We start from the raw sequence: 18,132 nt of genomic DNA on the forward strand, positions 1-18,132 counted from the left end.
TCGCCGATACCGTAGGACGGCTTTTGCCGAGCATCTCCGCCGCCTGAGTAATCGTTACGTGCGGCGGTCGCGGGTGACGCGCTGCGTAAATCTCGACAGCCTTTGTCGCTATCTGGAGCGCGTCTAATTCGGTGATGCCTGCGCCATCTTTGCGGATATCGAGAGGTGGGGGCGACGAATCCGGGATGTGGTGCGTTCTTACGTGGTGCGTTCTTACTCGCGGCATAGTTCGCTCTTGGTCGGTGTGGAGCAGTCATTCTGCGACAGCCTGTTCATATTGTGAAGGAGTGCGACTAAAATAAGTGGTGCCGGTTCGAGTCCGGATTTTCACCTTGATAAGATGCCTAATCGGTTCCTATCGAGGTTGACATGAGCGACGACATTGCAAAACGAGTTAAGCAGGCTGTGAAGGACGGGCGACTACCGAATATGCGTGATCCCGGTAACGTAGGGTACATCCCTCCGGCTGCGGGATTGGCTCGCGCGCGCTTCGTCGGCTACTTCGAGCTAGGCACGCATGAGGAAGAATTCGAGGGCAAGAAGCGCGAGCGCGAAAAGGTCGATCTGGTCTTTGAACTGAGCGGCCCGAACCATGAACCCACCATACGGGGAGGGCAGGAGATTCCGGTTCGGATTACTGCGCAGGAGACGTTAGACGTAGCGTATGGGACCAGCTTCCATGAGCTATTCGACGCGATGGACAGGGCATGCGGCGGTGCAGCTACGCACATAGCCGAACTGCTGGGCAAACCGTTCATGGTGGAGGTATTCCACATTCGGAGCAGGGACGGGAAACGGGTCTATGCGACTCTCAGAGGGCCGGTAGGCTATAACGTGCGGGGTACGACGATCCGAGACGCGTTAACTCGCTCCCCTGTCGTTGTTGATGTCGCACCGGCAATTACAGCGATCAAGGCATTTATCTGGGACGTTGCGGATAAGGAGATGTGGGACACGATCTATATTGACGGCGAGTACCCGGAGCGCAAGGACGAAAAGACTGGCGAGGTCATTTCGAAAGCCCGTTCGAAGAACGTGATCCAAGAAAAGATCATGTCCGCCAAAAATTGGGCCGATCATCCTTTGTCCAAGGAGGGGAATTGCGGTTCAGGTCCGCAGGAACCGCCCAGCAAGCGAGCAAGGCGGCCCAGGAAGTCTCCTTAACCTAGCTTCTTCGCCAAATCCTCGGCGCGGAGATGGGTGTAGCGCTGGAGGTGCTTGAGGTTCTTGTGGCCGGTAATGGTCGCGACCTCAAGGACGTTCAATCCCTTTTCAAACAGCCTGCTTGTCGCTTCATGTCGTAGGTCGTGGAAATGGATGGTCCCAAGGCCGCATTCTTCGCGTACACGGCTGAAAGCGTATTTCATGGCTGACTGCGTGAGTTTGAATACGCGGCCACAATGGGGCGGAGGACACCACGTTAGAGCCTCGATTGCCCGGCTCGATAGAGGAACCTTTCTCGGTGTCCCGTTCTTCGTCATAGGTAGTAGAACGGTTCGGGCCTCCAGGTCGATATGTTCCCAGCGGAGCTTGGCTATCTCGCCTTGACGCATTGCCGTCTCGATTGCGAGGACGATAGCCGGGGCGATCTCGCGGTTGTAGTCGATAGCGGATGCGATCAATTTTTCGTCGTCGCCTATGGCAAGCCGCACGTCACGCGGTGGCGGGAGCTTGGGGCGGCGTAGCCCCTTGATCGGGTTGACGCTCAAACCGACGGCCCACTCGTCTATTGCGAGGCGGTACACGGCGGATATGGCGTCAAGCTCTCGAATTACGGTGCTAGGGGCAACCTCCCCGATGCGTCGATCCCGCCATTCGACCAAATGTGGCTTGTCGAGCTTAGCGGCAGGGACGGCGCATAGCCTCTTTTCATTGCGGATGAAGCGGCGGCATATCCCGCGCTCCCATTCGACATTTCGGCGTCCCGGTAGAGGGGCTTTGATGTACCGTGCAAAGAGGTCTCCCACGGTGAGCGTAGGGGGTTTCTCGCGGACCTTACGGGGCTGCTTGGGAACTGGCTTGATTGCCTCTTGTTCGGCCGTCCACTGCTCAGCAGCCTCCCGCGTATCGAAAGTTTTGGAGCGGATCGGCTGGCCCTGGACCCGGATTTTGGCCTGCCATTTGTACCCACGTTGAACGATAGATGCCATTCTGACCTCCAGATAGTTACAGGAAATCAGATTGGGTCTGGCTGTCGCATGACCGCGAGTTCGTGAGCGGCCTCGCGAACCGGATCATCGAAGTGAAGACGGACGGCACGCTGACGGACTTCGGCGGGAATTACGAAGACTTCCTGACGAGCCAGGGGCAGGCGTAAGCGCGAGCGGGCCGGACGGCCCGCATTCCGTTTCTCGTTTTCCGCTCCCCCCGCTCCCCGCAAGAGCCCGCTTCGGCAACGAAGCGGGCTCTTTTCACATGCGCCCGCGCCATCGGGGCCGCGCTCAAAACCGATGCCGCATCCCCAGCGCCACGATGCTCTGCGTGCGCGTCCCGCCATACCCATACGACCCGATCGACGCCTGCGCAGGCTGCGTGCCGCCGTCCATCGTGCGTTGCGTGCCGTTCGCGCGCTGCCACGCGCCGACCAGATAGAAGTCGGTCCGCTTCGACAACGTATAATCCGCGCCCGCCGACACCTGATGGTAGGTCGCGCTCGTATCGCCGCTCGCCTTCGTGTAGCTGTAGCCCACCCCGACCAGCACCGCCGCGTTCGCCTGGTAATTCACGAAACCGCGCCCGGTGTTGTACTTCTCGGTCTCGCGGAAGGTCGAGAACGCATCGGGCTTGTACTGCGCATTGCTGTAATCGAGCCCGAGCGTGAACGGGCCCGCCACGTACTGCACGGCCGCGCGCGCGATGCCCATCGATTTCGCCGAGATGTATCCGCCGTTGACGAGCGAGCCGTCGAAGGTGCCGTCCGACGTGCCGCCCCACGCATTGCGCAGCGCGCCCGCCGAGGGCGCCGCATTGGCCGCATAGTAATAGCCGCCCGCCACGCTGAGCGGTCCGTTGCCATAAGCCACGCCCACCGACCAGGTCTGCCCGGACCCGGTCTTGCCCGCGACGCCGCCCAGCGCGTACATGCCGACGAACTGGAAGCCCGCGAGCGTCGGCGAGGTGTACTTGATCGCATTGCTGGTGCGCGACGACGTGTCGTAGTTGTCGACATCGCCCGGCGTCGCGTACACGCTGCCGAAGTAGTAGTCGCCGGTGACGGGCCACGCGACGTCCGCGAGCGCGTCGTACTGGCGGCCGATCGTGAGCGTCCCGTAGCGCGCGCTTTCCAGCCCGACGAACGACTGGCGGCCGAACATCCGGCCGCCCTGGCCGAGTGCGCCGCTGTTCGGATCGAAGCCGTTCTCGATCGTGAAGATCGCCTTGAGGTCGCCGCCGAGATCCTCCGAGCCTTTCAAGCCCCAGCGGCTGCCGAGCAGGTTGCCGTTGCCGAGACCGATCTGGCTGTCGCCGTTCGCGTTGACGCGGTTCACGTAGGTCAGCGAGGTGTCGATGAGGCCGTAGAGGGTGATGCTCGATTGGGCCTGGGCCAGGCCGGTCGCCCCGAACAGGGCGAGGCTGGCGAGCGGAAGGGCGCTGCATGATTTCATCGGATGCTCCACACGGATATAGGACGGAGGGGCGCAGGCTGCCCGTCCAGGGCGCCGGCCGGATCGCGCTGCCGGGGCGGCCCGGCGGCGCCCGATCATCGCGATTCAGCCCCGATGCTAGGAATGCGCCGCTCCGCCCGGATGAGCGCCAAATGAGAATCGTGTCATCGCGGCTTCATCGAGCGGCCATGCGGGATCGCGCTCGCGCGAGCGGCTCGGTAGAATGTCCGCTCCCTTGGAGACAGGAACCGCACGATGCAAACCTACGAACAGTTCTATATCGACGGCGCGTGGCGCACCCCGTCCGGCAGCGGCGCGATCGACGTGATCGACTCCGGCACCGAGGCCGTCATCGGCCGCATTCCGGCCGGCGACGCGGCCGACGCGCACGCGGCCGTCGCCGCCGCGCGCGCCGCGTTCGACGGCTGGGCCGCGACGCCGCCCGCCGAGCGCGCCGCGTATCTGCGCACGATCACCGCGAACCTGAAGGCGCGCGCCGACGAGCTGGCGCAACTGATCACGGGCGAAGTCGGCATGCCGATCAAGCTGTCGCGCGCGATCCAGGTCGGCGGCCCGATCCACGCCTGGGGCACGTATGCGAAGCTCGCCGAGACCTTCGCATTCGAGCAGCGGGTTGGCAATTCGCTCGTCGTGCGCGAGCCGGTGGGCGTGGTCGCGGCGATCACGCCGTGGAACTATCCGCTGAGCCAGATCACGCTGAAGGTCGCCGCCGCGCTCGCGGCCGGCTGCACGGTGGTGCTGAAGCCGTCCGAGGTCGCGCCGCTCAATGCGTTCGTGCTGGCCGAGGCGATTCACGCGGCGGGCCTGCCGGCCGGCGTGTTCAATCTCGTCTGCGGCTACGGGCCGGTGGTCGGCGAAGCGCTCGCGAGCGCGCCCGAGATCGACATGGTGTCGTTCACCGGCTCGACGCGCGTCGGCAAGCGCGTGTCGGAACTCGCGGCGGCGTCGGTGAAGCGCGTCGCGCTGGAGCTGGGCGGCAAGTCCGCCTCGATCCTGCTCGACGACGCCGATTTCCCGACGGCGGTGAAGGGCACGGTCGGCGCGTGCTATCTCAATGCCGGCCAGACCTGTTCCGCGCACACGCGGATGCTGGTGCCGGAGGCGCGCTACGAAGAAGCGCGCGAACTCGCGAAGGCCGCGGCCGAGCGCTATGTCGCAGGCGATCCGCGCAGCGACGCGACCCGCCACGGCGCGCTCGCGTCGGCGGCTCAGCAGCAGCGCGTGCGGGACTATATCCAGCGCGGCATCGACGAAGGCGCGGAGCTGGTGACGGGCGGCGTCGAATTGCCGGACGGGCTGTCGCGCGGGTTCTTCGTGAAGCCGACGGTGTTCGGCCGAGTCGCGCCGGACGCGACGATCGCGCAGGAGGAGATCTTCGGCCCGGTGCTGTCGATCATCACGTACCGCGACGAGGACGATGCGGTGCGCATCGCCAACGATTCGCCGTATGGGCTCGGCGGCGCGGTGTGGGCGGGCAGCGACGCGCGCGCGCTGCAGGTCGCGCGACGCATCCGCACGGGCCAGGTCGATATCAATGGCGGCGCATGGAATCCGGCCGCGCCGTTCGGCGGATTCAAGCAATCGGGCCGCGGTCGCGAGAACGGCGTGTACGGGCTGGAGGAATATCTCGAGTACAAATCGATGCAGCTGAATACGCCGCCTGCGGCGTAGCGCGTCGTCGCGCGCCGCGCGTTTGTTGACGGCCGTCAACGCGCGCGGCGGGCAAACGCCGATCATCGGGCTTTTTCCTCGTTGCACTGAAGAGGTTCCGATGACCGCACTCCCTTCCTTTCCGCCGCTCCAGATCCGCGCCCGTTCATTGTTGCCCGTCGTCCAGGGCGGCATGGGCGTCGGGATCTCGGCCCATCGTCTTGCGGGCAGCGTCGCGCGCGAAGGCGCGATGGGCACGATCGCGAGCATCGATCTGCGTCATCACCACGCCGACCTGCTCGAACGCTGCCGCCCGCAATCCGACCGCGCCACGCTCGAAGGCGCGAATCTCGAAGCGCTCGCGCGCGAGATCCAGCTCGCGCGCACCTGGAGCCAGGGGCGCGGCATGATCGCGGTCAATGTCATGAAGGCGGTCAGCGCGCAGGCGGACTACGTGCAGGTGGCCTGCGAATTCGGCGCCGACGCGATCGTGATGGGCGCGGGCCTGCCGCTCGACCTGCCCGAGATGACGCGCGGCCATGATATCGCGTTGATCCCGATCCTGTCGGACAGCCGCGGCATCGCGCTGGTCGTGAAGAAATGGATGAAGAAGGGCCGTCTGCCGGATGCGATCGTGATCGAGCATCCCGCGCATGCGGGCGGCCACCTTGGCGTCACGAATCTCGACGACATGCGCGATCCGCGCTTCGAGTTCGCGCGCGTGCTCGAAGAAACCGCGCGCACCTTCGCCGAACTCGGCATCGAGCGTGAACGCATCCCGCTGATCGTCGCGGGCGGCATCAACAGCCATGCCGCGCTGCGCGCCGCGCTCGCGGCGGGTGCGAACGGCGTGCAGGTGGGCACGCCGTTCGCGGTGACGGAGGAGGGCGATGCGCATCCGAACTTCAAGCGGGTCCTCGCCGATGCGCAACAGGACGACATCGTGGAATTCATCAGCGTGACCGGGCTGCCGGCGCGCGCGGTGAAGACGCCGTGGCTCGAACGCTACCTGCGGCACGAGGCGCGGATCCGCGCGAAGCTCGGCGCGTTCAAGCAGCGCTGCCCGACCTCGCTCGAATGTCTCGGCGTGTGCGGCCTGCGCGACGGCATCGAGAAGTTCGGGCATTTCTGCATCGACACGCGGCTTGCCGCCGCGCTGCGCGGCGACATCGCGAACGGCCTGTTCTTCCGGGGCCGCGAGCCGCTGCCGTTCGGCGCCGCGATCCGCAGCGTGCGCGACCTGCTCGACCTGCTGCTGACGGGCGTCGCGCCTGAGCCTGCGGCAAACCGTCCCACGTTCTCGCTCGCTTGACGGCCGTCAATATGCAATGGGAACGGTCCCTGGAAAATCGCATCAGTTTCCAGGGGGTTCTAATCATGCAGAAAACAATTCGTCCTCGTCTCGTCGCCTTGTCCGCCATCGCAGCGTGCGTCGCACTGACGCCTACGCTGTCGCAGGCGGCGTCGCCCGGCGACGGTATCTCACAGGGCGACATCATTGCGCGGGTGCGCGCCATCAGCATCATGCCGCAGGATCGCACCAGCGGCACCTTGTCCGCGCTGAACGTCGGCGTGAACAATGCCATCGTGCCGGAGCTGGACTTCACGTACATGATCCGCGACTACCTCGGGGTCGAACTGATCCTCGGGACGTCGCGGCACCAGATCAACTCGGGCAGCCTCGGTCACCTCGGCGGCGTGAACGTGCTGCCGCCGACGCTGCTGCTGCAGTACCACTTCAATCATGCGGGCAAGGTGCGGCCGTATTTCGGCGCGGGGATCAACTACACGCTGTTCTATAACAACGGGCTGAACGCGGGCGGCACGGGCATCTCGGTCAGCAATCACAGCTTCGGCCCGGCGCTGCAGTTCGGCGTCGACGTGCAGGTCACCAAGAAGCTGTTCGTCAACGTCGATCTGAAGAAGATCTGGATGCATACCGACGCGACGCTCGCCGGCCAATCGCTCGGCCGCTTGCATATCGATCCGCTGATTCTCGGCGTGGGCGTCGGGATGAAGTTCTGAATTCCGGACGGGCAGGCGCCCGTCCGCAACATGTGTTGGGGTTGGCGGCATGGCGTTCTGCATGCCGCTTTTTTTTGTTCGTCGAGGATTGGACCGCCGCCGGGTTTGGGATCCAGGGCAGTGCGTGACGCGGCCCGGTATGCGGGAATCTCCGGCAGCGGGGCTGGCCACGTCCCAAGCCCGGCAAGTGCGGTGACGGACTGGCGCAGCAAACGAGCTTAAGACGTCAGGGGGCTCGTGGGTACGTACACGATGAGCTCGGTGCGCAAACAGCGTGTGACGTGTTCGTCGGGCGGGTGCGGCGCAGCATCAAGTATGAAGAGGCCCGCCCGAAAGCGTATGAGTCGGTCACGCTTCATCGGCGAATGCATCGCGTTGGGCAACAGGAAATGGCTCCATTCGAGTCCGGCGGATCAGACTCCGGATGAGGCCTGCTGCGCGACGCTGTCCGAACGAGCGAGGCCACCTCTGTCCGTGGCAAAACGAGTTCGTCGATAGCTTCAACGGCAAGCGGCATGGCGAACTGCCGAGCCGCGAATGGTTCCACAGCCGCGCCGAGGCAAGGTGCTCATCGAACGCCAGCGGCAGTTCTATAACACGCGCGGGCCCCATGGCGCTGGTCGCAGCCACGATCCGTCGAGCCTGCCTGGATTCCGACAATATCGACGCGAGATACGCCGCGTGATTGGTCACAGGATGCCGCCGCAGGTCGCGCGCAACTGCGCAGCTTATCCGTGACGACTTCGTCGGTGCTTCGGAGCAGGCTGGGGTCGAATGATTCCAGCCGAGACTGCAATTGAACTAGCTCGCAAAGTCAGGCATGGATTGATCGATCTACAGAAGGCAATCTCGGTGGCAACCTCACCTGCCGCTCCAAATGCATCGGAGTTGCACGTAAATGTTTGCGTAGATTTTGCTTTGCATTGGCTCATACCTAACATTCATCTATTCAACGCCATTCATCCTGATATTAAATCATCGATCGATACGTGAGCTTGCGATCGGCCAGTTGAAGGTATGAATTTCGATGCTTGCATTTGGGGTGGCGGTCATTGGAAAAGTGAACGCTGCTCCCGGGAGTTGAGTCGCGATACTTTGATTACTTGTGCAAATAAATCGCTATCCAATGAGCTTCCGCCGATTGGCGCTTCATCGCTTTCGATTTTGCCTTTTCTTCGGGTTTCATGTCGAGATGGGCATGATTGGTTGGAGGCGGCTGGGCTTCCGATTATCGAGCCTTCATTTGGTCACCTGTTGGATAATAACAGTGCATTAATTCAGGCGGCGATCGCTGGCCTTGGCATTATTCTTGTACGCAAGAAATTTGCACGGCCTTATCTTGAGCGTGGAGATCTCCAGCAGATACATGCTATCGAGGTCAATGCGCCAATTCCGTATTTCATAATCTGGCCTGATGAGAGTGAAAGGCATTCCGAGGTATCACGCTTCACAAAGTGGATTTGCAAGCATCATTGAAATTTGAGCGGGGCGGCCGCCATGAAGAATTCTCGTCGAATCTTTCCAAGATCCGCGATGGTTCTATATGTCGCCGCAGCGATGCAGGATGGGCCGCATCAGTCGAATCTGGAAGGTCGCGTGCAATCGACAATATCAACTCCTGCAAAGACGCGTGGTCTGGCCGCCATCGAGAATCGTTCGATAACGCGTGCCAGGCAAGTTCACAGCCGAGCGGCTACGGGTATCACCGCACGGCAAGGCGCGCCGTCGCCGCGCGCGGCCCCGCATCCGGGTAACGGCGTTCAAGATCAAGAGGGTGCAGCGTAGAAGCAATGGCAGTGAGGGCTGATGGCGTCGATTCGACATCACCCCAATTCTCGTCAGGCCGGATATGCTGTTCCTCTTGCGGGTTCTGCGGCGCATGGCGCATTACCACCGCGACGTGAGCATGGGGAAGCGCTCGCGGAAGTGTCCTCGTCGGGCGGCACGGCTTCCACCCGCGGGATTTCCGTTTCTCTCAGTCGTCTTCGGCCGCGTGGCCGGCACGATGAACAACATGAAGTTCGTTTTGGAGATAAGGATGGTGAATCAATCCATGTTGGGTACTGCAGATGATCAGCGCCCGGCCTATGCGCTTGTCACAGGCGGCAGCCGAGGGATCGGCCTGGCAGTTGCAAAGTACCTGGCTGGCAGGGGTATGAACTTGCTCCTGTTGGCACAAGATCCTGCGGGGCTCGCTCGGGCCAGGGCCCAGATCCTGGCCCTGCACCCGGATTGCAGGATTGAGCTGCTCAGCGTGGACATGCGTTTTCCGAATCAGGTACACGAAGCAGTCGCGAAAGCCCTGTCCGGCACGATGCGGATCACCATGCTGGTGAATTCGGCCGGGGTCTTGAAGATGGGTGGTTCGGCTCTTGCGACCGAGGATGTCATTTCCATGGTGGACGTCAACCTCACCAGCGCCCTGGTTGTCACCAATCTCGTGGCGAACCGCATGCGGCTTGAGGGGGGCGGACAGATCCTCCTGATCTCCTCGATGGCCGGGACAGAGAGCCTGCCAAAGCTCGGGGTCTATGCGGCGACCAAGGCCGCGTTGATCAGCTACGCGCAGGCTCTGCACAAGGAGTTGCTGCCCTTCGATGTGCGCGTGACCTGCCTGTGCCCCAGTGTGGTCAATACCGACATGACCAATGACGGCCGCATCGCGAATGAGGCGAAGATCCAGGTCGAGGATGTCGTGGCGACGATCGATTTCGTCCTGGGCTTGCCAGCGGCCGTCATGCTTCCGCAGGTTGAAATGCGGTGCAAGGTCATCGAGATGGAGAAATTCGCCGGCGGTGCGGGCCCACAGGTCATGCCCAAGGGCAACTGATGGGACAGGGGGCGACGGCAGCGCGTGGATCAATGCGCGCTTGAGGCCTATGGCGGATTTTGCTGCTGCCCGCGTCGTGCGCTGGCTGCGCGACGCGTCTGTCGGCCCGGCCTTCATCGCGCCCGGTCGCGCATGGCAAAACGGCATCGTCGAACGTTTCGATGGCAAGCCGCGCGACGAGGTGCTCAGTCGTGAAGGGTTCTGCAGCCCCGCTGATGCCAGGATGCTCATCGAGCCGTGGCGGCCGTTTTACAACGAGTGACGCCGGCATAGCGCTCATCGCTACCCATTCCGGCCACGGCCCGTCGAGCCTGGCCGGAGTCCGGCAATATCGACGTGCGGTTCACTGCTCGACTGGCTACACAATCCCGCCGCAGGCCGGCGATGAACTCTTTTTTGTGCGACCGCGTGATGCGTTGGCCTGCGCGGCGGGCCGGATCAGAGCTTGTCGTACTGGAAGCGCATGGCCGTGCCTTCGCGCGTGATGCGTTCCCACACGGCCTGTTTCTCCGCATCGCTCATGAACACCCAGTTCGCGACCTCGAGGGCGGTGCGACCGCAGCCCTTGCAGACATCGTCAAAAAGGGTCGAACAGACGCCGATGCACGGGCTGTCGGGTTTGTCATGAAGGTTGGAGGTCATCGGATCTACGGTTCGGTTGGGTTGAAGCGGTGCGCCGGGCGCCGGCGCGAGGCGCTATGTTAACCGATGCGGGCAGGCGTCGCCGGCGGGCTCAGCGCGCGATGCTGAACCCGATCCGCGCGATCCAGTGCTGGCGGCGGTTGTAGTCGAGCAGGTCCTCGCCGTAGCCGTTGAAGTAGCCGATCCACACGTAGCCGCCCCAGGCCTGCCCGATCAGCCTCGACAGCGGATAGCTGAGTTGCGCGTCGACGCTGCCGTACCCGTGGCGGGCGCCCTTGCGCAACGTGGTCGCGAGCTGCCAGCCGCCGGGGCTGCCGTATTTCACGAGCAGGTCCAGGTAGCCGCGATAGTCCGCGATATCCTCGTTCTCGCTCTTCTCCAGGTAGTAGTAGAACATCGGCGATACCTGCAGGTGGTAGTCGTCGAGCTTGCCGAACTCCCAGGTTGGCTGCACGAAGGCGATGTTCAGGCTGCGCGATGCGCCGCCCGCCCGGCCGTTCGATTCGTGGCCGATCCCGGCCGCCGCGCCCATGCGCGTGAACCAGGCGCTGCGCCAGCCGGTGTCGGCGATGTAATAGAACAGGCGCGGCTTGTAGCTCGTGTCGCGAAACGGTTTCGACGCGCTCGACAAATCCCAGATCGAGGTCTGCGTGTACGCGAAGTACAGGTTGTCGATGAAGCGCCGGGAGGCGGGGTCGTCGGGCAGGTGCAGACGGTACTTGAAGCTGAGCTGGAAACGCGCGCTCGTGCCGCCGTTGGCGCCCACGCCGAAGTAGATCGGCTCGTAGTAGCTGAGGTGCGACGACAGCCAGCCCGGCGCGGCGGTCGTCAGCGCGTCGCCGGGCGGCAGCGGCGCGGTGTCGAGCGTGGCGAGGCGCGTATTGGCCGCGTCGCGCGCGGCGGGCGTCGTCGCCTGCGCGGCCGCCTGTTCCGCGCGCGCCAGCTCGGCCTGGCGCGGGCCGCGGTTGAGCACGACGAGCGCGGGCGAGGCGTCGAGGCCGAGCGGCGTGATCGTGACGCCGCCGCGCAGGGTCGCGGGCCATGCGGCCGCGTAGCGGACCTTGCGGTACGCACCGGGTCGCAGCGTGAAGCGATCCGGCACGTCGGCGTCGCGCGCCAGCGAGAGCGGCACGGGCGGCTTGTCGTCGGCCGTCAGCGTGACGTCGAGCGCGGCGGGCGGGGCGACGTCGAGCGGCGAGTCGTCGGCGGAATAAAGCAGCGTGAGCGTCAGCGGCGCGCTCGCGGCGGCTTCCTTCGCGGGCTGCAGCAGCGCGACGGCGGCGTGCGCCGGCGCGTTCGCGAATACGGCGGCCGCGCACAGGGCGCGCGCCAGGGAGTGGAAGGAAACGGGACGGCGGACGGTGGACGGGGCAACGGGACGTGCGGGCATGGGCGGGCGACGAATCCTGTTGGAGCGGTGAGCGGAAGCGCACCGTGGCGGCGCGCGCGCAGTCGCCCCATTGTAATTCAGGCGCCCGTCGCCGCTTGCCAGATGAGCGCGCCGTTCAGCAGCAGGATGATCGCCGTGCAGGCCCAGGCGGCCGCGAGCGCCGCGCCGTGCACGCGCCACGCCCCCATCAGCGCGCGGTCCGAGGTGAAGCGCACGAGCGGGATCACGGCGAGCGGCAGTTGCAGGCTCAGCACGACCTGGCTGGCGACCAGCAGGGAGTTCGAGCCGTGCTGGCCGTACAGGCCGACCGCGACGAGCGCGGGGCCGATCGCGAGCGAGCGGGTCAGCAGCGCGCGCTGCCAGCGCGGCAGCCTCAGCGCGAGAAACCCTTCCATCACGGCCTGGCCGGCGAGCGTGCCGGTCACGGTCGCCGACAGCCCGCAGGCGAGCAGCGCGGCGGCGAACAGGATGCCGGCCCACTGGTTGCCGACGATCGGCGCGATCAGGCGGTGCGCGTCGGCGAGGTCGGTCACGTCATGGTGGCCGTGCGCGTGGAACACGGCGGCCGCGACGATCAACAGCGCCGCGTTGATGACGAACGCGATCGACAGCGACACGAACGTATCGAGGTTCACGCCGAACAGCGCGCGACGGATCGCGGCGTCGTCGCGCGGGGCCGCCAGATGGCGGACGAGCGAGCCGTGCAGGTACAGGTTGTGCGGCATCACGGTCGCGCCGAGCATGCCGGCCGCGATCCACAGCATGCCCGCGTCGCGCAGCAGCGCGGGCGGCGGCACCGTGCCCGCCAGCGCGGCGCGCCAGTCGGGCTGCGCGAGCGCCACCTCGACCACGAAGCACAGGCCGACGAAGCCGATCAGCGTCGTGATCACGGTTTCGAGCAGGCGCGTGCCGGGGCGTTGCAGCGCCAGCATCGCGAGCGTGCCGACGGCCGACAGCAGCACGCCGGCCGTCAGCGAGACGCCGAGCAGCAATTGCAGCGCGACGGCCGCGCCGACCACCTCGGCGACGTCGCACGCGATGATCGCGATCTCCGCCGCGATCCATAGCAGCACGGTGGTGCGGCGGCCATAGTGTTCCCGACACAATTGAGCCAGATCGCGCCCGCAGACCACGCCGAGCCGCGCGGCCAGCCATTGCAGCAGCATCGCCATCAGGCTCGACGCGATCACCACGCCGAGCAGCCGATAGCCGTAGGCCGCGCCGCCCGCGAGCGCGGTCGCCCAGTTGCCGGGATCCATGTAGCCGACCGCGACGAGCATCCCCGCGCCGGCGAACGACAGCCAGCGGCGCGGGCCGCCGGGATCGCCGGGGGCGGACGGGCGATCGCCGTCGGGGTGGCCCGCATCAGGGCGGCCCGCGTCCGGGCGGGTGGCGAACGGGTGGCTGTTCATGGTCGGGCGCACCTGCGGTCGGTTGGGACGGGTGCGGAATGCGCCCGCTCTCAATGGAATGACGAACGAGCGGCGCACAAATTTAGGGTAGGTGATCGGCTCGGGCGGCGCGCGAATTTTTCGGGGATGGACACGGGGCGATAACCCGATAAAATTGCGGCCATTTCCTCGCGCCGGAAGGCGGGCGAGCCGCCGCGCGAATCTGTTCCGTTTGCGCGACAGCCGGGTGTTTTTTTTGTTACGGCGGGGGATTAATGGTAGTTTTCGGGGTTTTCGAGGGGCGGCGCGCACGGCGCGCCGTCATGGCGAGGCAGATGAAGGCCGGATCCAAGCCGGTCGGACGGGAGAACGGGATGAAAGCAAAGGTGGCGGGCCGGTTCGCGGCGCTGGCGCTGTGCGCGGCTGCATCGGCCGCGGCGGCGAAGGATACGCAGCTCAATGTTTACAACTGGTCGGACTACATTGCGAAGGACACGATCCCGAACTTCGAGAAGCAGAACGGCATCAAGGTTCGCTACGACAACTACGACAGCGACGACACGCTGCAGGCGAAGCTGCTGACCGGCAATTCCGGCTACGACATCGTCGTGCCGACCAGCAACTACGCGGGCAAGCAGATCGCGGCCGGCATCTTCGCGCCGCTCGACAAGTCGAAGCTGCCGAACCTCAAGTATCTCGATCCGCAGCTGATGGCGCTCGTCGCCGGCGCGGATCCGGGCAACAAGTACGTGGTGCCCTGGGCCTACGGCACGACGGGCCTCGCCTACAACGTCAACAAGGCCCAGCAGATCCTGGGCAAGGTGCCGCTCGACAACTGGGACATCCTGTTCAAGCCCGAGAACCTCTCGAAGCTCAAGACCTGCGGCGTGTCGGTGCTCGACGCGCCCGACCAGATGTTCGCGGCTACGCTGCACTACATCGGCAAGGATCCGATGAGCACCAACCCGGCCGACTACCAGGCCGCGATGCAGGTGCTCAAGAAGATCCGCCCGTACATCACCCAGTTCAACTCGTCGGGCTACATCAACGACCTGGTCGGCGGCGACATCTGCTTCGCGTTCGGCTGGTCCGGCGACGTCGTGATCGCCAAGCACCGCACCCTCGAGGCGAAGAAGCCCTACAAGGTCGAGTACTACATCCCGAAGGGCGGCGCGGGCGTCTGGTTCGACGTGATGGCGATCCCGAAGGACGCGAAGAACAAGGAAGCGGCCCTCGAGTGGATCAACTACATCGAGGACCCGAAAGTCCACGCGGCGATCACCAACGCGGTGTACTACCCGAGCGCGAATCTCGAGGCGCGCAAGTACGTGCGTCCGGACGTCGCCAACGACCCGGCCGTCTATCCGCCGCCCGAGGTCGTGAAGACGCTGTTCCTGCTCAAGCCCCTGCCGCCCGAGATCCAGCGTCTGCAGACGCGTCTCTGGACGGAGCTGAAGTCAGGACGCTGAAGCGGCGCGCAAGGCCCGCCAAGCATCGGATCATGAAGCCCCTGGCAACCCCGGGGGCTTTGTTCGTCAAACGCAGGAGAGAAGCACCCGATTATGAATAGCCAGTCGAGCGCGCCGGTCGCGGGCGCGCCGTCCAACCCGCCTCAGTCCGGCGCCGATGCGCGCGCCGAGAATTTCGTTCAGATCGTCGACGTCGTGAAGCAGTTCGGCGAGACCGTGGCGGTGCGCCAGGTCAATCTTTCCGTCCGGAAGGGCGAGCTGTTCGCGCTGCTCGGCAGTTCCGGCTGCGGCAAGTCCACGCTGCTGCGCATGCTGGCCGGCCTCGAGTCGGTCACCTCGGGCAAGATCCTGATCGACGGCGAGGATCTCGCGCAGATGCCGCCGTACAAGCGGCCCGTGAACATGATGTTCCAGTCGTATGCGCTGTTCCCGCACATGTCGGTCGAATCGAATGTCGCATTCGGTCTCAAGCAGGAAGGCGTGCCGAAGGCCGAACTGAGGGAGCGCGTGCGCGACGCGCTCGAACTCGTGCAGATGAGCCGCTACGCGGGCCGCAAGCCGCACCAGCTGTCGGGCGGCCAGCAACAGCGGGTCGCGCTCGCGCGCTCGCTCGTCAAGCGGCCGAAGCTGCTGCTGCTCGACGAGCCGATGTCCGCGCTCGACAAGCAGATCCGCCAGCGCACCCAGATCGAGCTGGTCAACATCCTCGACAAGGTCGGCGTCACCTGCATCATGGTCACCCACGACCAGGAGGAGGCGATGACGATGGCCGGCCGCCTCGCGGTGATGAGCGACGGCGAGATCGTGCAGATCGGCTCGCCGCACGAGGTCTACGAGTATCCGAACAGCCGGTTCTCGGCCGAATTCATCGGCTCGACCAACCTGTTCGACGGCAACGTCGTCGAGGACGAGCCGGACCACGTGTTCATCGAAACGCCGGACCTGCCGTCGCGGCTGTACGTGAACCACGGGATCACCGGGCCGCTCGGCATGCCGGTGACGGTGTCGGTGCGTCCCGAGCGGATCGCGCTCACGCGCAAGCCGCCCGAGGGCGCCTACAACTGGGCGCACGGCGTGATCTCGAACGTCGCCTATGTCGGCGGCTACTCGCTGTATCACGTGAAGCTCGATTCCGGCAAGACCGTGATCGCGAACGTGTCGAGCCTCGCGATCGCCGACATGGAATCGCCCGGCTGGGGCGACGAGATCTACGTGCGCTGGAGCGCGGCCGCGGGCGTGGTGCTGACCTCATGAGCGCGCTCTCGTCCCTGTACACCTGGCCGGTGCGCAAGCTCGGGCTCAGCGGCCGCTCGGCCGTGGTCGCCGGGCCGTTCATCTGGCTGCTGCTGTTTTTCCTGGTGCCATTCCTCCTGGTCGTCAAGATCAGTTTCGCGGAGCTGGAACTGGGCATTCCGCCGTATACCGAGCTGACGAGCTTCACCGACGGCGTGCTGCATATCGCGCTGAACCTGCGCCACTACGCGTTCCTGTTCACCGATACGCTGTATTTCGCGACCTACGTGAACTCGGTGGTGGTCGCGGGCATCACGACGCTGCTGTGCCTGCTGCTCGGTTACCCCATGGCGTACTACATCGCGCGCTCGAACCCGGCCAGCCGCAACCTGCTGATGATGGCGGTCATGCTGCCGTTCTGGACGTCGTTCCTGATCCGCGTGTACGCGTGGATCGGCATCCTGAAGAACAACGGGCTCCTGAACAACTTCCTGTTGTCGACGGGCCTCATCAGCACGCCGATCGAGCTGTACCGCACCAACATCGCGGTCTACATCGGGATGGTCTACTCGTATCTGCCGTTCCTCGTGATGCCGCTCTACGCGCATCTCGTGAAGATGGACCTGCGCCTGCTCGAAGCGGCCTACGACCTTGGCGCGAAGCCGTGGAAGGCGTTCGTGCAGATCACGCTGCCGCTGTCGAAGAACGGCATCATCGCGGGCTGCCTGCTGGTGTTCATCCCGGCCGTCGGCGAGTACGTGATCCCCGAGCTGCTCGGCGGCGCGAATACGCTGATGATCGGCCGCGTGATGTGGAATGAGTTCTTCAACAATGCCGACTGGCCGATGGCGTCCGCCGTGACGGTCGCGATGGTGTTGCTGCTGCTGGTGCCAATGGCGGTGTTCCAGTATTACCAGGCGAAGGAACTGGAGGGACGCCGTCGATGAAGCCGAATCGTTATCTGCAGTTCGCCGCGCTGGCCATCGGGCTGGGCTTCCTGTACATCCCGATCCTGAGCCTGATCGTCTACTCGTTCAACGAGTCGGCGCTCGTCACCGTCTGGTCGGGTTTCTCGACCCGCTGGTACGCGGCGCTGATCGAGGACTCGGAGCTGATCGCGGCCGCCTGGCTGTCGCTGAAGATCGGCGTGCTGACCGCGTTCGCCTCGGTCTTCATCGGCACCTGGGCCGGCTTCGTGCTGGCCCGGATGGGACGGTTTCGCGGCTTCGCGCTGTACAGCGGGATGATCAACGCGCCGCTCGTGATTCCCGAGGTGATCCAGGGCATCTCGCTGCTGCTGCTGTTCATCGAGCTGGGCAAGTGGTTCGGCTGGCCGGCCGAGCGCGGCATGTTCACGATCTGGCTCGGCCACGTGATGCTGTGCATGTCGTACGTCGCGATCATCGTGCAGTCGCGCGTGCGCGAGCTGAATCCCTCGCTCGAGGAGGCCGCGCTCGATCTCGGCGCGACGCCGCTCAAGGTGTTCTTCACGATCACGCTGCCGCTGATCTCGCAGGCGCTGGTGTCGGGCTGGCTGCTGTCGTTTACGTTGTCGATCGACGACCTCGTGCTGTCCGCGTTCCTGTCCGGCCCCGGCTCGACCACGCTGCCGCTCGTCGTGTTCTCGCGCGTGCGGCTCGGCCTGAACCCCGAGATGAACGCGCTCGCCACGCTGTTCATCGCCGCGGTGACGATCGGCGTCGTCGGCGCGAACTACGTGATGCTGCGCAACGAGCGCAAGCGGATGGCGGCCGTGCTGTAACGGCGCGCCGCCCGTCGTCCGCCACGCCCGGCGCCGGAGTCCTCCGCGCCGGGCGTTTTGTTTGCCGGCGTCGTTGCTGCCCGTCCCGGCGAGGGTTCATGAGGCGCGGCGCCG

General features: G+C 64.9%; 16 protein-coding genes and 2 pseudogenes. 13 read left to right on the top strand and 5 right to left on the bottom strand.

Annotated elements, in window-relative coordinates; translation table 11 throughout:
* Positions 1-369 precede the first annotated feature (369 nt).
* Positions 370-1,164, top strand: coding sequence for a hypothetical protein (locus tag AC1RQF_RS07515; protein ID WP_492871659.1), 795 nt, complete (start codon positions 370-372; stop codon positions 1,162-1,164).
* Here AC1RQF_RS07515 and AC1RQF_RS07520 read toward each other — a convergent pair.
* Positions 1,161-2,150 (bottom strand): integrase, encoded by a 990-nt coding sequence (locus AC1RQF_RS07520; protein WP_492871660.1) that lies wholly within the window; start codon positions 2,148-2,150, stop codon positions 1,161-1,163. The genes AC1RQF_RS07515 and AC1RQF_RS07520 overlap by 4 nt on opposite strands.
* Before the next feature lie 62 nt (positions 2,151-2,212).
* Here AC1RQF_RS07520 and AC1RQF_RS07525 point away from each other — a divergent pair, with 62 nt between their 5' ends.
* A complete protein-coding gene (locus AC1RQF_RS07525) occupies positions 2,213-2,317 on the top strand; it encodes an ABC transporter ATPase (RefSeq protein ID WP_492871661.1) in 105 nt (34 codons plus the stop codon).
* Positions 2,318-2,441: 124 nt separating this feature from the next.
* Here the strand turns inward: AC1RQF_RS07525 and AC1RQF_RS07530 are convergent, their stop codons facing one another.
* A complete protein-coding gene (locus tag AC1RQF_RS07530; RefSeq protein WP_492871662.1) occupies positions 2,442-3,605 on the bottom strand; it encodes a porin in 1,164 nt (387 codons plus the stop codon).
* A gap of 255 nt (positions 3,606-3,860) precedes the next feature.
* Here AC1RQF_RS07530 and AC1RQF_RS07535 point away from each other — a divergent pair, with 255 nt between their 5' ends.
* The 7 genes and pseudogenes from AC1RQF_RS07535 to AC1RQF_RS07565 form a co-directional block, all read left to right on the top strand.
* Positions 3,861-5,297 (top strand): aldehyde dehydrogenase family protein, encoded by a 1,437-nt coding sequence (locus AC1RQF_RS07535; protein ID WP_274002989.1) that lies wholly within the window; start codon positions 3,861-3,863, stop codon positions 5,295-5,297.
* Positions 5,298-5,397: 100 nt separating this feature from the next.
* A complete protein-coding gene (locus tag AC1RQF_RS07540; RefSeq protein ID WP_492871663.1) occupies positions 5,398-6,588 on the top strand; it encodes an NAD(P)H-dependent flavin oxidoreductase in 1,191 nt (396 codons plus the stop codon).
* Positions 6,589-6,653: 65 nt separating this feature from the next.
* Positions 6,654-7,301 (top strand): OmpW/AlkL family protein, encoded by a 648-nt coding sequence (locus AC1RQF_RS07545; RefSeq protein ID WP_274002991.1) that lies wholly within the window; start codon positions 6,654-6,656, stop codon positions 7,299-7,301.
* A gap of 472 nt (positions 7,302-7,773) precedes the next feature.
* Positions 7,774-7,986, top strand: a pseudogene (locus AC1RQF_RS07550) (integrase core domain-containing protein); the annotation flags it as partial.
* A gap of 332 nt (positions 7,987-8,318) precedes the next feature.
* Positions 8,319-8,777 carry a LysR substrate-binding domain-containing protein gene (locus tag AC1RQF_RS07555; protein WP_492871664.1) on the top strand — a complete coding sequence of 153 codons (459 nt, stop codon included), beginning with the start codon at positions 8,319-8,321 and terminating at the stop codon, positions 8,775-8,777.
* Positions 8,778-9,150: 373 nt separating this feature from the next.
* Positions 9,151-10,131, top strand: coding sequence for an SDR family NAD(P)-dependent oxidoreductase (locus tag AC1RQF_RS07560; protein ID WP_492871666.1), 981 nt, complete (start codon positions 9,151-9,153; stop codon positions 10,129-10,131).
* 52 nt (positions 10,132-10,183) lie between these two features.
* Positions 10,184-10,482 (top strand): annotated as a pseudogene (locus AC1RQF_RS07565) (integrase core domain-containing protein); the annotation flags it as partial.
* An 87-nt stretch (positions 10,483-10,569) separates the two neighbouring features.
* Here AC1RQF_RS07565 and AC1RQF_RS07570 read toward each other — a convergent pair.
* The 3 genes from AC1RQF_RS07570 to AC1RQF_RS07580 form a co-directional block, all read right to left on the bottom strand.
* On the bottom strand, positions 10,570-10,773 hold the full coding sequence (locus AC1RQF_RS07570; protein ID WP_274002996.1) for a DUF1289 domain-containing protein: 204 nt from the start codon (positions 10,771-10,773) through the stop codon (positions 10,570-10,572).
* A gap of 91 nt (positions 10,774-10,864) precedes the next feature.
* Positions 10,865-12,163: a phospholipase A gene (locus AC1RQF_RS07575; RefSeq protein ID WP_492871667.1), complete on the bottom strand. Its 1,299-nt coding sequence runs from the start codon at positions 12,161-12,163 to the stop codon at positions 10,865-10,867.
* Between the two features lie 77 nt (positions 12,164-12,240).
* A complete protein-coding gene (locus AC1RQF_RS07580; RefSeq protein ID WP_492871668.1) occupies positions 12,241-13,575 on the bottom strand; it encodes an Nramp family divalent metal transporter in 1,335 nt (444 codons plus the stop codon).
* Positions 13,576-13,928: 353 nt separating this feature from the next.
* Between AC1RQF_RS07580 and AC1RQF_RS07585 the strand changes: the two genes are divergently transcribed.
* The 4 genes from AC1RQF_RS07585 to AC1RQF_RS07600 all read left to right on the top strand — a co-directional run bounded on the left by AC1RQF_RS07585 (position 13,929) and on the right by AC1RQF_RS07600 (position 18,018).
* Positions 13,929-15,023, top strand: a complete 1,095-nt coding sequence (locus AC1RQF_RS07585) for a polyamine ABC transporter substrate-binding protein (protein ID WP_274003000.1) — start codon at positions 13,929-13,931, stop codon at positions 15,021-15,023.
* A 93-nt stretch (positions 15,024-15,116) separates the two neighbouring features.
* Positions 15,117-16,277 (top strand): ABC transporter ATP-binding protein, encoded by a 1,161-nt coding sequence (locus tag AC1RQF_RS07590; RefSeq protein WP_274003003.1) that lies wholly within the window; start codon positions 15,117-15,119, stop codon positions 16,275-16,277.
* Complete coding sequence (locus AC1RQF_RS07595) at positions 16,274-17,203, top strand: ABC transporter permease subunit (protein WP_274003005.1); 930 nt, start codon at positions 16,274-16,276, stop codon at positions 17,201-17,203. Before AC1RQF_RS07590 ends, AC1RQF_RS07595 begins: the two co-directional genes overlap by 4 nt.
* Positions 17,200-18,018, top strand: coding sequence for an ABC transporter permease subunit (locus tag AC1RQF_RS07600; protein ID WP_492871669.1), 819 nt, complete (start codon positions 17,200-17,202; stop codon positions 18,016-18,018). Before AC1RQF_RS07595 ends, AC1RQF_RS07600 begins: the two co-directional genes overlap by 4 nt.
* The last annotated feature ends 114 nt before the right edge of the window (positions 18,019-18,132 follow it).

The sequence above is a fragment of the Burkholderia sp. GW821-FHT14F03 genome (assembly GCF_058803765.1).